Source organism: Flavobacterium davisii, assembly GCF_019565505.1.
Taxonomy (GTDB): Bacteria; Bacteroidota; Bacteroidia; order Flavobacteriales; family Flavobacteriaceae; genus Flavobacterium; species Flavobacterium davisii.
Map to the genome: position 1 here is coordinate 2,558,357 of NZ_CP067378.1, position 14,681 is coordinate 2,573,037.

Annotated in this window: 12 protein-coding genes and 3 pseudogenes; 14 read left to right on the forward strand and 1 reads right to left on the reverse strand. The window is 30.3% G+C overall.

Annotated elements, in window-relative coordinates:
* The first annotated feature begins 97 nt into the window (after positions 1–97).
* From JJC05_RS12170 to lipB, 3 genes are all read left to right on the forward strand, one after another.
* Positions 98–253, forward strand: a complete 156-nt coding sequence (locus tag JJC05_RS12170) for a hypothetical protein (RefSeq protein ID WP_164849155.1) — start codon at positions 98–100, stop codon at positions 251–253.
* Between the two features lie 367 nt (positions 254–620).
* Positions 621–782, forward strand: coding sequence for a hypothetical protein (locus JJC05_RS12175; protein ID WP_164849154.1), 162 nt, complete (start codon positions 621–623; stop codon positions 780–782).
* 330 nt (positions 783–1,112) lie between these two features.
* On the forward strand, positions 1,113–1,811 hold the full coding sequence (gene lipB / locus JJC05_RS12180; RefSeq protein ID WP_088393033.1) for a lipoyl(octanoyl) transferase LipB: 699 nt from the start codon (positions 1,113–1,115) through the stop codon (positions 1,809–1,811).
* 162 nt (positions 1,812–1,973) lie between these two features.
* Here lipB and rnhB read toward each other — a convergent pair whose 3' ends face one another.
* Complete coding sequence (rnhB, locus tag JJC05_RS12185) at positions 1,974–2,633, reverse strand: ribonuclease HII (protein ID WP_088393031.1); 660 nt, start codon at positions 2,631–2,633, stop codon at positions 1,974–1,976.
* A gap of 203 nt (positions 2,634–2,836) precedes the next feature.
* Between rnhB and JJC05_RS12190 the strand changes: the two genes are divergently transcribed.
* The 11 genes and pseudogenes from JJC05_RS12190 to JJC05_RS12230 all read left to right on the forward strand — a co-directional run bounded on the left by JJC05_RS12190 (position 2,837) and on the right by JJC05_RS12230 (position 14,565).
* On the forward strand, positions 2,837–5,206 hold the full coding sequence (locus JJC05_RS12190; RefSeq protein WP_235877472.1) for a SusC/RagA family TonB-linked outer membrane protein: 2,370 nt from the start codon (positions 2,837–2,839) through the stop codon (positions 5,204–5,206).
* Between the two features lie 143 nt (positions 5,207–5,349).
* The gene (locus JJC05_RS12195; RefSeq protein WP_235877474.1) at positions 5,350–5,823 is read left to right on the forward strand and encodes a hypothetical protein; all 474 of its coding nucleotides are present in this window, start codon (positions 5,350–5,352) and stop codon (positions 5,821–5,823) included.
* A 10-nt stretch (positions 5,824–5,833) separates the two neighbouring features.
* Positions 5,834–7,246, forward strand: a complete 1,413-nt coding sequence (locus JJC05_RS12200) for a RagB/SusD family nutrient uptake outer membrane protein (RefSeq protein WP_235877475.1) — start codon at positions 5,834–5,836, stop codon at positions 7,244–7,246.
* A 74-nt stretch (positions 7,247–7,320) separates the two neighbouring features.
* Positions 7,321–9,237: a putative porin gene (locus tag JJC05_RS12205; RefSeq protein ID WP_127823765.1), complete on the forward strand. Its 1,917-nt coding sequence runs from the start codon at positions 7,321–7,323 to the stop codon at positions 9,235–9,237.
* Between the two features lie 136 nt (positions 9,238–9,373).
* A pseudogene (locus JJC05_RS12210) lies at positions 9,374–10,737 on the forward strand (pyridoxal-phosphate dependent enzyme).
* Positions 10,738–10,934: 197 nt separating this feature from the next.
* A pseudogene (locus JJC05_RS12215) lies at positions 10,935–12,001 on the forward strand (DUF2851 family protein); the annotation flags it as partial.
* 24 nt (positions 12,002–12,025) lie between these two features.
* Positions 12,026–12,208, forward strand: a complete 183-nt coding sequence (locus JJC05_RS18380; RefSeq protein ID WP_309597506.1) for a hypothetical protein — start codon at positions 12,026–12,028, stop codon at positions 12,206–12,208.
* Positions 12,209–12,254: 46 nt separating this feature from the next.
* A complete protein-coding gene (locus JJC05_RS12220) occupies positions 12,255–12,476 on the forward strand; it encodes a PspC family transcriptional regulator (protein ID WP_088390937.1) in 222 nt (73 codons plus the stop codon).
* Between the two features lie 2 nt (positions 12,477–12,478).
* Positions 12,479–12,742, forward strand: coding sequence for a hypothetical protein (locus tag JJC05_RS18385; RefSeq protein ID WP_309597322.1), 264 nt, complete (start codon positions 12,479–12,481; stop codon positions 12,740–12,742).
* Between the two features lie 2 nt (positions 12,743–12,744).
* Positions 12,745–13,371: a helix-hairpin-helix domain-containing protein gene (locus JJC05_RS12225; RefSeq protein WP_309597323.1), complete on the forward strand. Its 627-nt coding sequence runs from the start codon at positions 12,745–12,747 to the stop codon at positions 13,369–13,371.
* A 25-nt stretch (positions 13,372–13,396) separates the two neighbouring features.
* A pseudogene (locus JJC05_RS12230) lies at positions 13,397–14,565 on the forward strand (acyl-CoA dehydrogenase family protein).
* Positions 14,566–14,681: the final 116 nt, after the last annotated feature.

A 14,681-nucleotide genomic window follows, 5' to 3' on the forward strand; every position in this document is an offset into this window, starting at 1 on the left:
TTGTCAAAAAATAAAATGAAAAACGTCGTATCCCTATTATCGCTCCTCTTTTTGTTAACCAGTTGTGTTTTTGAAGAAACGATAGAGGTTAATTTGGATGGAACAAGGGAAATACGTTCTTGAAATGGATGGATTTAGTTTAATAGCGATATTGCCCAAGGATACTGTAATGTTTAGAAAAGAAATAGATTCTGTTTTTGTATTTAAACACTTAGTAGAGCAAAAAAAGATAGTCTATCAAAACTTAGTATAGAAGAGCAAGAAAAAATAAAAAAACTAAAATTTTTTTTAATGCGAATCAATATCAATCAAGAAAGGAAAAAGTATTTGTTTTTGTTAGAAACTCCTTTTAACCCAGATTCCGCATTAGACTTTGTTGTGAAACAAAATTTTTCAATAAATTCAAGTGCTCACGGAAAATTTTAGAAGAAGAAATAGTGAACTATTTTGATGATTAAAATTTGAGTACGTGCTTGAATTTGAAGAAAAATAAAGTGGAATAGATTTACTTCGTCTATTTGCTACGCTCGGGTCTAATGCGTAATCTGGGTTTAAATCACTTGCTCATTTAAAAGAACTTATAGGAAATAGACAAAATCTTTTCAAATTAAGTGAAATGGATGGCAGATCCTAGTTTTTTATTAGGAAGTGGTATTGAAATGAATTATTTTTACGATGATAAAAAATTTATTCGAAAAGTTATTGTTCATAAAGAACAGCTTGAAAAAAACAATAAGATTTTTTTAGAACAATATAAAATGATTTTAGAAGCATCTAAATAAATAGTCAAATATCATTTTTCAAAACCTGTTAGGCCATATAAAATAAAACAGCCATATTTTCTAATGATCGAAAAATATAACGATAGAATTTAAAATTGATAAGATTTTAAAATCGCCAGAATCTTTAAACCTTCAAATACAATTCAAATAAATTATTCAAATTATAAGTTTGTATCAATGTTAAACAAGTTGTCTAAAAAAAGAATCGTATTATAACTCTTTAAAATGTAAAGATAAATCAAATAAGAACAAAAGGAGGTATCATCGCGAAAGAAGATGTAATAACAAGTTATCAACTCTTTTTAAAATTAGTCATAATTAAAATAAATAATGAACAGAAAAATAAAAATCCAAGATTTAGGATATAAGGATTATAAAACGACATGGAATTATCAGGAGGAATTATTTGCAGAAATTGTAGCGCAAAAGATAAAAAAGAGAGATAATTCAGAACAAGAAACAGATAATTACTTTTTATTTGTAGAACATCCCCATGTATATACATTAGGGAAAAGCGGAGATTTATCTAATCTATTATTATCTGAAAAACAATTAGCAGAAAAAGGAGCAACATTTTATAAGATAAATAGAGGGGGAGACATAACCTATCACGGACCTGGACAAGTCGTTGGTTATCCTATTTTAGATTTAGAAAATTTTTTCACAGATATACACAAATACTTACGATTACTTGAAGAAGCCATTATCCTAACCTTGGCTGAATATAACATAAAGTCAGAACGTAGTGAGGGAGAAACAGGAGTATGGTTAGGAGTTGGGACACCTTTTGCACGAAAAATATGTGCTATGGGAGTTCGAGCCTCTCGATGGGTAACTATGCATGGTTTTGCATTAAATGTAAATGCAGATTTAGGATATTTTGACAACATTATTCCTTGTGGTATAAAAGGAAAGGCGGTAACCTCTCTTCATGTTGAGTTAGGAAGGGCGGTAGATGAAGAAGAAGTGAAAATAAAAATATTAAAACATTTTAAAGATCTATTTAATGCCACTTTAGTAACGCTATAATGTTTTAATAGTGAAAAAAATCGGTTGAATTTTGAAATGGAAACATAAAAAATCAACCGATTTATGTTATAAGATTCTATTCAGAATTTAAATTGTAAAAAGTTTTTCTTGATTTATATAACTTACAATATGATAGATTATGAATAAAGTAAGATATGTAAATTATAAGTCCAAAACAAATTGCTCAGGAAGCAGTTTAAAAGATCTTCTATGATATTTTGTAATGCCATATTGGGCAATAGCTGCTCTGTGGTCCTTCGTAGGATAACCTTTATTTTTATTCCAATTATACATTGGAAACTCTTCATGTATTTTATTCATATATTCATCTCGATAAGTTTTAGCTAAAATAGAAGCAGCAGCTATACTCATGAATTTGCTATCACCTTTTATAATACTTTTATTAGGGATAGAGTTTAAAAAATTTATTTCATCATTACTTAAGTTATAACCCGTTTGTGTTTTAAGACCTAATTTGCTTAATAAAGGGCGATTTCCATCAATAATGATAAAATCAGGTTTTATGTTTAATTTTAAGATGCTTTCTTGCATAGCTTTCATAGACGCATTAAGAATGTTAATTTCATCAATTTCTGGACTAAATAAGTGAGTTACGGCAAAACTTAAGGCTGAAATTTCTATAGTAGGTCTTAAAGCATCTCTTTTCTTTTCAGATAATTGTTTAGAATCGTTTAAAGAATCAATTTGAAAGTCCTCAGGAAGGATGACGGCAGCTGCTGTAACAGGTCCAGCAAGGCAACCTCTTCCAGCCTCATCGCATCCAACCTCTGTTGCATAATTGCTGAATTTTAAGGATAACATAATACTATAAATAGGTGTTTAAAAATGTTTGATTTTTAGTTGTAGCTTTTTTAGAAATAATAAGCTTTTGTATGAAATATAAAAAAAACAAAGGTACTTTATAAAATTTAACATTCATAAAAAATGAATATCTACAGATAATATTTGGGAAATTAAGAAATATTTAAGAAGTTTGCCAGATAACTAACTCAAATAAAATTAATATGAGATCAAAGTTCAAATGGATTTTTACGCTACTGTTAGCGTTAACGATGCAGTTTTCTTTCGCTCAAGAGAAAACGATAACTGGGGTGGTTACAGACGCAAATGGGCCATTACCAGGGGTAAACGTTGTAGTAAAAGGTACACAACGTGGAGTTTCATCCGGATTTGATGGTAAATATAGTATTAAAGCAAAAGAAGGCGAAACTATCGTTTTTTCATTTATGGGAATGAGAGAAGTGTCCAAAGTGGTTGGAGCTTCTAATGTGATGAATACTGTAATGCAGAGTGATGCAAAGCAAATTGGAGACGTGGTTATAGTAGGTTTTGCTAAGCAGGAAAAGAAAAAGATGATTCAGTCCGTAGCAACTGTAGGATCTGATAAAATTAAAGATGTTCCTGTTGCTTCTGTTCAAGATGTTCTTCAAGGACAAACTTCAGGGGTTCAAGTTGTTTCTTCTTCGGGTGTAATTGGTTCTGCACCAGTTGTAAAAGTAAGAGGGGTTGCTTCAATTACAGCAGGCGCTAGACCATTGTATGTAGTTGATGGAGTGCCTTTAAATGATGTTAATTTAACATCTTCTCAAGGAGGACAGGCTTTAAATCCAATTGCAGATATAAACCCTGCGGATATTGAGAGTATGTCTGTTTTAAAAGATGCTGCTGCAACTTCAATTTATGGATCTCGTGGTGCAAATGGTGTTATTCTTATTACGACAAAAATGGGTAAGAGAAATCAAGATGCTAAAGTTACTGTTGGATTTACTACTTCTTTTACAAATTATACTGATGCAATGAAAATGATGAATGCCTCCCAGTATAAGGAATATAATGCTAAGTTCCCTCAGGCATTAATTAATTCAGGAGTTGCAATTGATGATATAGGTGAAACTAATTTTGATTGGTTAAATGCTGTTTCTAGAACAGGTGTTTCTATGGGATCAGATGTTTCAGTTTCAGGAGGTTCTGAAAAGACAACTTATTTTGTAGGAGGTAGTTATGCTAAGCAATCTGGCTTTATTATTGGTAATGGATTAGAAAAATCCGCTGGGAGACTTAATATTAATACAGAAGCAAATTCTTGGTTAAAAGTTGGAATGAATCTAGGTGTAACTACTTCGAAAATGGATAGAGTTGCTTCTGAAAATTCAGTAAACGCACCTTTTACATCTGCTTTTTTACAAGAACCTTACATATCACCTTATGATTCTAATGGTAATTTTCAACGTACAGGTTTTGTAGCTAATGTTGTGGCAATAGAAGCCTTAAATATTAATGATTTAATTACTAATCGTATAACAGGTAATGTGTTTGCAGATTTTAAATTATTTAAACCTTTAACTTATAGAGTAGAATTTGGTTTAGATAGATCTGCAATCGAAGAATTTCGACGTGAAAAGAATATAAATCAATCAGGTGGTTCTGCATCAGATTATCAGGCTGTTCAACAAAAAACTATTTTTACAAATACGTTAAATTTTAATAAAAAGTTAGCTGAAAAAATTAATTTAAATGCATTAGTAGGTTTTACTGCAGAAAATACAGAAGTAAGAGATATTAATGTAGCGGGTTCAGTTTTTGCTTCTGATGATTTTTTAAATGTAACTTCTGCGGTTATAAAATCAACTACAGAAAACACTAATGCACAATCTAGGTTAAATGGTTATTTTTCACGTTTGAATTTAGATTATGATTCCAAATATTTACTAGAGGCTTCTTTTAGAAGAGATGGGTCTTCTAGATTTGGCTCTAATAATAGATTTGGTAATTTCTGGGCAGTTGGAGCGGCATGGAATATTGCGAATGAAAATTTCTTAAAAGATAGTAAATACATTACTGAATTAAAATTAAAAGGTAATGTTGGGGTTACGGGTAATGATAGAATTGGCGATTATGTATGGAGAGAGCGCGTTAATGGAGGTACTTATCCAAATTATAATGAAACCTCGGGTTTAGCTTTATATAGATTCAGTAATCCAGATTTAAAATGGGAAAAATCGAAATCTGTTGATTTAGGGTTAAGCTTAGGTATGTTTAGTGATAGAGTTAAAATAGCTGTTGATGTTTATAGAAAAATAACATCGGATTTATTGCTAAATAAATTATTATCTACAGCTGATAATGATGGCGTTAGAACTTATTTAGTCAATGCAGGTAGAATGGAAAATAAAGGTTTGGATTTGGATTTTAATTTTGATATACTAAGAAACTCAAAATTAAAATGGACTACAAATTTAAATTTTAACTTTAATAGAAATAAAATATTAGAACTAAATTCTGATGCTTCTGTAGATGCACAAGGGAATAAGTTTATTGGAGGATCACTTATCAAAGAGCAATTGAAGGATATTCGGCTAATACGTTTTATTTAGTACCTTATTTAGGAGTTAATAAAGAAACAGGGAATGCAGAATGGTTAGATATAAATGGTAATCCAACAACTGTTTACTCTACGGCAAATAGAAGAATTGTAGGTGATGCAAACCCTGATTTTACAGGAGGATGGTCTAATAATTTGAAATATGAAAATTTTGATTTATCAACATTAGTTAATTTTAGTTATGGTAATGATATATTTATAGACGGATTACGTTTTGTTGATCGTTCAATATATGCTTATAATCATAGAGAGGTTGTAGGTAATGTATGGCAAAATCCTCGAGATGATGCGTTTACACCAAATCCTAAATCTTCTACATTTAGAACCGTTCAAAATGCTTCAACCAGACAATTGAAAGATGGTTCATTTGCTCGACTAAAAAATGTAACTCTTGGTTATAATTTCCCAATGGCTAAGTTTGGTAAAAGCTTTGTTTCATCAGTAAGAATTTATGCTACAGCACAAAATTTATATACATTGAAAAGCAAAGAATTACAAGGTATTGATCCAGAAGTGTCTAATTCGATTTCCGCAGGAATTCAAGGAGAAACATTTTTTACAGCTCCTCAAACTAAAACATTTTTGTTTGGTACACGTCTAACTTTCTAAGTTTTTAATTATGAAAAAAATATATATATCAACACTTTTTCTAGCATTTGCAATTGGTTGTCAAACAGATTTGGATGTTAAAGCACAAGATGAATCTTCTCGTGATGTGGTGTTAGCTACTAAATTAGGGGTGAAATCTTATGTAACAGGATTGTATGGGTTAGCTCAGCAAGAAGGTGCTTTTGGTGGTGTTCCACAACTATTAGGAGATTGGCAATCCGATAATATTGCTTTTAAAGGTACTTTTCCAACATTACAAGAAATAAGAGATTATACAACTATATCAACAAATGGAAACGTTGCTTCAATTTGGCAAGATCACTATGAAATAATAACTCAAGCTAATACAGTAATTAATAAGGCTTATTTGACTCCTGATGTTGATTTTTCAATGGACGAAAGAGATCAGGCTGTAGGTGAAGCTAAGTTTATGAGAGCTTTAGCTTATTTTCAATTAAATTGTTTATTTGCACAACCAATTCAAACGGTTGGAGCTGGTGGTTTGTCTGTTCCTTTAATTACTAAACATATTAGCTCCGTAAGTGAAATAGGTCTTAGAAATACTCCAAGAGCTACTGTTGGAGAAGTATATGCTCAAATTGAAGCAGATTTATTGGATGCAATTAGTAAAATTAAAGATTTTAATAGAACAAGAGCTAATGTAGGAGCAGCTAAGGCTTTATTGGCTCGTGTTTATCTATATCAAGATAAATTTGCACAGGCTGCGGATTATGCTAATCAAACAATTAATTCAGGAAAATTTGAATTTGCATCCGACTATAATTTTTATGATAATAAAGATTCAAAAGAGCATATATTTAATTTAGTTAATTTATCTAATGATAGTCAGTCGGGGAGTAATGAAAATGGACCGTCAGTTAGTTTTTCAACTCTAACTAATTCGTCTGCTAATGGAGGAAGAGGAGATTGTCCTTTCTCAGCAAGTTTGAACGCTACTTTTGAGAATTCAGGAGATTTACGTTACACATTAAAAAGGAGAGATATAGAAAAAGCTGGAATCCCTTTTTATACAACGAAATATAATGATGGACTTAATCAGTCGTCAGATTATTCTGTAATTCGTATTTCTGAAATGTATTTAATTAGAGCTGAGGCTAATTTAAGAGCAGGAACAGTAATAGGAGATACTCCAGTTAATGATGTTAATAAAATTAGAAGACGTGCAAATCTTCCTGATTTGGCAGTTATAACATTAGATGATATTATAAAAGAAAGACGCCTTGAGTTTTGTTTTGAAGGTCATAGAAGAATGGATTTATTGCGTAATGGAAAACAATTAAGATCGTCAGGAACTGTACCAGCACCAGCTGAAACAGCACCGGGTAAGCCGAAAGTGGTCTTACCAATTCCTCAAAGAGAATTAGACTTAAATAAAAATTTAATTCAAAATCCTTCTTATTAATAAAAACCCTCGCTAATAGCGAGGGTTTTTTTATCTCTTCTCTTTTCCCTATTTTTGTACCTCATTATAACCCTATGAAGTACGTTTTTTATTTAATCATTGCTTTAGCTGCTATACCAACATTTGGACAAAATGATTTGTCTGAAATTAAAAATGATACGGTTCGTAAGTCCTTGCGTCAAACACGGAAAGAAAATCCTAAAGCACCTCATAACTGGTATAAAATTTATAATTTAAAAAGAGACACCACTTTTGTGGATACGTCACTTACCATAAAAAGTGATTATAAATTTAATTTATTAAAAAAAGATATTTTTGGCTTATTACCGTTTGCTAATGACGGATATATATATACCATTTTGAACTATGGTTATAAAGTACCTAATGCTTTGCCAAGCTTAGGATTTAATGCAAAACAATTTAATTATATCCAATCAGAAGATATATCTTATTATAATGTACCAACTCCCTTGACAGAATTGTATTTTAAAACTGTTTTAGAGCAAGGACAAAGTATAGATGCTTTTATTACATTGAACACTTCTAAAAATCTTAATTTTTCATTCGCTTATAAAGGATTAAGATCATTAGGTAAATATCTAAATTCATTATCAAGTACAGGTAATTTTAGATTTACTTCAAGTTATCAAACTTTCAGTAAGCGATATGGGTTTAATTTACACTTTACAAGCCAAGATTTTACCAATCAAGAAAACGGGGGAATCCTAAATGATGCTGATTTTATTTCTGGAGATTCTCAGTTTAGTCAACGTTCAAGATTAGATGTGAAACTAAGAGATGCGAGATCACTTTTTGAAGGGAAACGCTATTTTTTAGATGAATATTTTAGATTAAATCGAAATCAAAAATCAAATAACGTTTTATTAGAACATCAGTTTAAATATGAAACTTTCAGCTTTAGCTTCGAAAAAACGACTAAAACAGATTATTTCGGTTTAGGTTATGAAAATTCTAATTATTCAGATTTAACAAAGTCATCTGTGCTTTATAATAAAATCGGAACTACTTTTTTTAATACCTCTATAGGTAAGTTTAATCTGTTTTTAGAAGATAGTCGTTTTCGTTATGGATACAATCGTTTAGTAATCGAAAACCAGCAAATAAAAGTGCCTGCTCGAAATGATTTTTCAGTTCAAAATGTAGGAGGGAAATATTTTTATTTAAAAGATAAAATTCGAGGAGAAGCCCTTTTCTCTAAAGCTCTCTCAAAGTATACAAATTCAACTGTTGATATTTTTGTAAAATATACATTAAATGACAAAAATAGTTTTTCAGTTCAATATCTTAATTTAAGTAAATTACCTGAATTAACTTCTTCCCTTTATCAAAGTGATTTTGTAAACTATAATTGGAAAAATTCATTTAATAATGAAAAGATTAATACGATTCTATTAAACGCTCAAACACAATGGGGAACTATTGAATCACAATTTACAGTACTTCATGATCATATTTATTTTAGTAATAATGATTTAACCCAAAAAAGCTTACAGACAACACCCAAACAATATGGAAATCCTATAAATTATTTTTCAATTAAATTACAAAAAGAGATAAAGTATAGAAAATGGACCTTAGACAACACTCTTTTATATCAACAAGTAGCTCAAGCAGAACAAATTCTAAATGTGCCAAAAATTTTAACACGAAATAGTCTGTATTTTTCGGATCAATATTTTAAAAAAGCCTTACTCTTACAAACAGGTATTACGGTTCAATATTTTACTAATTATTATGCTAATGGATATAACCCTCTAATGGGAAACTTTTACACACAAAACCAAGTTCAAATAGGAAATCACCCTATTTTAGATTTTTTTATTAATGCTAGAGTACGCCAAACAAGAATCTTTTTTAAAGCAGAACATTTTAATACTACTTTTATGAATAATGATTTTTTTGTAGCACCTAGTCAACCCTATAAAGACTTTCTTGTTCGTTTTGGATTAGTATGGAATTTCTTTCAGTAATTAAGATAAAATGTTTTAAAAATGAGAAAGTTACTCCTCTTTCAAAACTTTGGTAATTTAAAATCATATACATAATATTTATAACTTTGCAAATCCTTTAAAAATAATTAGTTTAAAATAAAAAATAAGATACAGTATGCAATACGCAAAAAATATACTAGAAACGATTGGTAATACACCACTAGTAAAATTAAATAAGGTAACAGCTGAAATTGACGCATTAGTTTTAGCAAAAGTAGAAACCTTTAATCCTCGGTAATTCAGTAAAAGACCGTATGGCTATTAAAATGATTGAAGATGCTGAAAAAGACGGACGATTAAAGCCGAGGCGGAACCATTATTGAAGGGACTTCTGGGAACACAGGCATGGGATTAGCTTTAGGAGCCATTATTAAAGGATATAAATTAATTTGTGTAATTTCAGATAAGCAATCAAAAGAAAAATGTGATATACTAAGAGCAGTAGGGGCAAAAGTAGTAGTTTGCCCTACAGATGTTGAACCTACAGATCCTCGCTCTTATTATTCTGTTTCAAAACGTTTGGCCGAAGAAACACCAAACGCTTGGTACGTAAACCAATATGATAATCCTAGTAACGCATTAGCGCATTACGAACAAACAGGTCCCGAAATTTGGGAACAAACAGAAGGTAAAATTACACATTTTGTTGTAGGAGTAGGCACAGGAGGAACAATTTCAGGAGTAGCTAAATATTTAAAAGAAAAAAATCCAAATATTAAAATTTGGGGAATAGATACGTACGGTTCCGTATTTAAAAAATACCATGAAACTGGTGTTTTTGATGAAAATGAAATATACTCGTACATAACAGAAGGAATTGGAGAAGATATTTTGCCTAAAAATGTTGACTTTTCCCTCATAGACGGTTTTACCAAAGTAACAGATAAAGATGCTGCCGTATACACACGTAAAATAGCACTAGAAGAAGGAATATTTGTAGGTAATTCAGCAGGTGCTGCTATTAAAGGATTACTACAATTAAAAGAAGAATTTAAACCAGATGATGTCGTAGTTGTTTTATTTCATGATTCAGGAAGTCGTTATGTAGGTAAAATGTTTAATGATGATTGGATGCGTGAACGCGGATTTTTAGATGAAGAACTAACGAAAGCAGAAGATCTAATTAAAGAGCATATTGAAAAACCACTTGTGATTGTTCGTACAGAAGAACTAGTAGCACATGCTATTGAGAGAATGCGTAAGTATAAAATTTCACAAATACCAGTTGTCGATATAAATGGATTTGTTGGATCTGTTGATGAATCAGATCTTTTTCAAAGCTTTATAACAGATAAAAATACCGCTGATAAACCAATAAGAGAAGTAATGGGAGCACCTTTCCCAATTGTAGCAAAAGGATCTTCTATAGAAGAAGTATCAAAATTAATCACGAAAGAAAATCAAGCTGTTTTAATAAATTTAGGAGAAGGAAAACATCATATCATCACAAAACACGATATAATTAATTCTATAAAGTAATAAAACCATAAAAAAGACCCTATAAATTTTAATTTGTAGGATCTTAGAATAAAAAAACCTAATGAAATTCATTAATAATGAGTTTGTTAGGTTTTTTTTGTAAATTTATACTTCTAATTGAATTATACATTTTATTTAAAAAGATAATGGTATAATTTCATTTTTATACGCCTTATTAACATTACACGCCTAAAATTATGAAAGAAGAATTTTTATACTATGTATGGAAAAATAAAAAGATTCCTTTACAATCCTTGACAACTGTACAAGGCGAAAACCTTCAAATACTTCATTCAGGTTTTCAATTAAATAGATCAGGACCTGATTTTTTTAATGTCCAGCTTGTTATTGATGGACAGAGGTGGGCTGGAAACGTAGAAATACATCTAAAATCTTCCGATTGGTACCATCATCACCATCAACTCAATAGCCAATATGATAACTGTATTTTACACGTAGTATGGGAGCATGATGTACCCGTTTTTAGAAAAAACAATGCAGAAATACCAGTTTTAGCACTTCAGAATTATGTTCCAGAAGAATTAATTGCCCAATATAAAAACCTTAAAGTAAGGAAAAAATGGATAAATTGTGAAGAAAAATTAAAAGACATACCAGAATTTACTAAATCCAATTGGATTCAACGTCTGTATTTTGAGCGATTAGAGTTTAAAAATAACCCCATTCAAATATTATTAAAAAAAACAAATTATGATTGGGAAAACGTTTTTTTTATAATTTTAGCCAAAAATTTTGGACTAAACATAAATGGAGAAGCCTTCTTTAATTTAGCCGATTCCATTCCTTTTACAGTCCTAAGAAAAGAAAGTTTTGATGTAAGTTATCTAGAAGCCTTATTTTTTGGTCAAGCAGGACTTCTTCCGCTAAAACCCCAAGAAAACTACGTAAAAGATTTGATCGAGTTGTATGAGTACATAAAAATTAAATACAATCTAACATCAACCCACGTAGAACATTTTGAATTTTTTAGATTACGCCCCGATAATTTTCCAACAATTCGAATAGCGCAATTAGCAATGCTTTATCATATTCAAAAAAACCTTTTTACACGGATTATTCAAGCAACCAGTGTAGAAGAATTTTATGAAATTTTTTCAGTAGGCGTTTCTGATTATTGGGAGTATCATTATAACTTTGAGAAAACATCAACCCACAAAGAAAAAAACTGTCCCAATCGTTTATTGAATTATTAATTATTAATGCAATTCTACCTATTCGGTTTTCCTACACACAATATTATAATAAGTACGATAACGATCTAGATTTAATGTTAATAGAAATGATCAAACCTGAAAAAAATAAAATAATAAATTATTTTGAATATTACGGAATGAAGGCTAAAAATGCAATGGAATCACAAGGACTTATTCAGTTGAAAAATAAATATTGTGATGCAAATCGATGTCTAGAATGCAGTATAGGTCTTGATTTTTTGAAGTCTGAAAAATAATTGTAAATTTACTAAAGTATTATTTATTTTAAAAACAATAGAATTAATGGTATTAAAACTTAAATATTTTTTTGAACGTCAAGGATTTCATATCGCATCAAGAGTATCTGATCGTCTAGGAATGAGAGCCAATAGCGTTCGTTTATTTTTTATTTATATTTCATTTGTTACCATAGGATTATGGTTTGGAGTGTATTTAACGATTGGATTTATGATGAAATTAAAGGATCTAGTGAGAGCCAAAAGAACCTCTGTTTTTGATTTATAACGATGCGTCAATCACTTAAAAAATATTTTGAATACACAAAAAATCAACAAATAGCATTGTTGTGTATCATAATTTTAAGTGTATTGCTTCAAACAATATATACTTTTGTCGATTTCTCAGAAGAAGCTTACTTAACACCAGAAGAAAAAAAATGGCTTGCTAAACAAATTGTAATAGATTCATTAAAAAAAGAAGCAAAAAAGAAAAATATAAAATACAGCCCTTTAATCCTAATTTTATTACAGATTTCAAAGGATATAAATTAGGAATGTCTATAGAAGAAATAAGTCGTTTGTTAGCCTATAGAAAAAAAGGTAAGTACGTTAACTCCTCAAAAGAATTTCAAGAAATAACACAAATATCCGATTCATTGTTGGCTTCAATGGCATCTTATTTTAAATTTCCCGATTGGGTTTTAAAAAACAAGAATAAGAATAAAGAAGAAACAACCCGATTCACTGTACCAAAACAATATAAAAAAAGAGACACTTGGGTAAAAAAAGATATAAATCTAGCAACGAAAGAAGATCTTATGAAAGTATACGGTATAGGTGATGTTATTTCAGATCGAATACTCAAAAATAGAGAAACTTTAGGAGGGTTTGTATCTATGGAACAACTACAAGACGTATGGGGATTGTCTCCAGAAGTTATCCTTGAATTAAATAAAAAATTTATTTTATTAAAAATACCAGAAATTGTAAAATTAAAGATAAACGAAGCATCCTCTAAAGAACTTTTAAAAATTCCATATCTAAAATACCCTGTAGTTCGTGAAATAGTTGGTTTTAGAAGCATGAATAACGGAATTCATTCAGTAGAGGATTTACTCAAAATTAAGACTTTTCCAGTTGATAAAGTAAAAATAATTGCCTTATATTTGGACTTTAAATAAATAATAAGAAGAACAATATAACTTTATGAACTCAATTTATTTTACAGAAGACCATCAATTATTCCGACAAAGTTTTCGTGATTTTTTACAAAAAGAAGTAGTACCCTACATTGAAAAATGGGAAAAAGAAGGAACCATAGAACGTTTTATTTGGAAAAAATTTGGCGATATGGGATTTTTTGGATTAAATTATCCAGAAGCTTACGGTGGTTCCAATCTTGACTTATTTTATACGGTTATATTTCTAGAAGAATTACAAAAAGTTAAATCATCAGGTTTTGCCGCTGCTATGTGGGCGCATGCTTATTTGGCAATGACACATCTAAACGCAGAAGGAGATGAAAGAATTAAAAAGAATATTTAACAGCAAGTATTACAGGTGATAAGATAGGTGCGCTTTGCATAACAGAACCCTTTGGAGGAAGTGATGTAGCAGGAATGCGAACAACAGCTGAAAGAAAAGGCGATAAATTCATAATTAAGGGATCTAAAACATTTATTACAAATGGGGTTTATGCAGATTACTATGTAGTAGCAGCCAAAACAGATCCTACTTTAGGTAATAAAGGAATTAGTATTTTCCTAATAGATGCTAAAACACCGTGTATATCAGCTACTAAATTAGATAAATTAGGATGGAGAGCTTCCGATACAGCAGAATTGGCATTTGACAATGTAGAAATTCCTTTAGAAAACTTAATGGGAGAAGAAGGAAAAGGATTTCCTTACATTATGCAACATTTTGCGTTAGAACGTTTAATAATGGCGATTAATGCACATGCTCGCGCTGAGTACGCTATAGATTACACATTAGGATATATGTCAGAACGAGAAGCTTTCGGAAATTCTATTAATAAATTCCAAGCTTTACGTCATACAATGGTAGAACATGCAACAGAAGTTGAACATTGCAAAGTTTTTAATTACGCAACCGTAGCACGTTTAGATAAAAGAGAATATGTGGTTAAAGAAGCTACTATGGCAAAATTAAAATCAACAAAAGTAGCTGATTTAGCAATCTATGATTGCCTGCAAATGTTAGGCGGTTATGGTTATATGGAAGAATATCCATTAGCTCGTTTATTACGAGATAGTCGATTAGGGCCTATTGGTGGTGGAACATCTGAAATCCTAAAAGAAATTCTGTCAAAAATGATTATTGATAATAAAGATTATCAACCAGCAGTAAAATAATCATTTAGATCTAAATAAAATAATTAAACCGATTTTCTCACTATTTGTTATTGATTCAAATTACAAATCAGATTTTGTAATGAAAGATAAAACGGTAAGAAGGGAGAGTAAGAAAA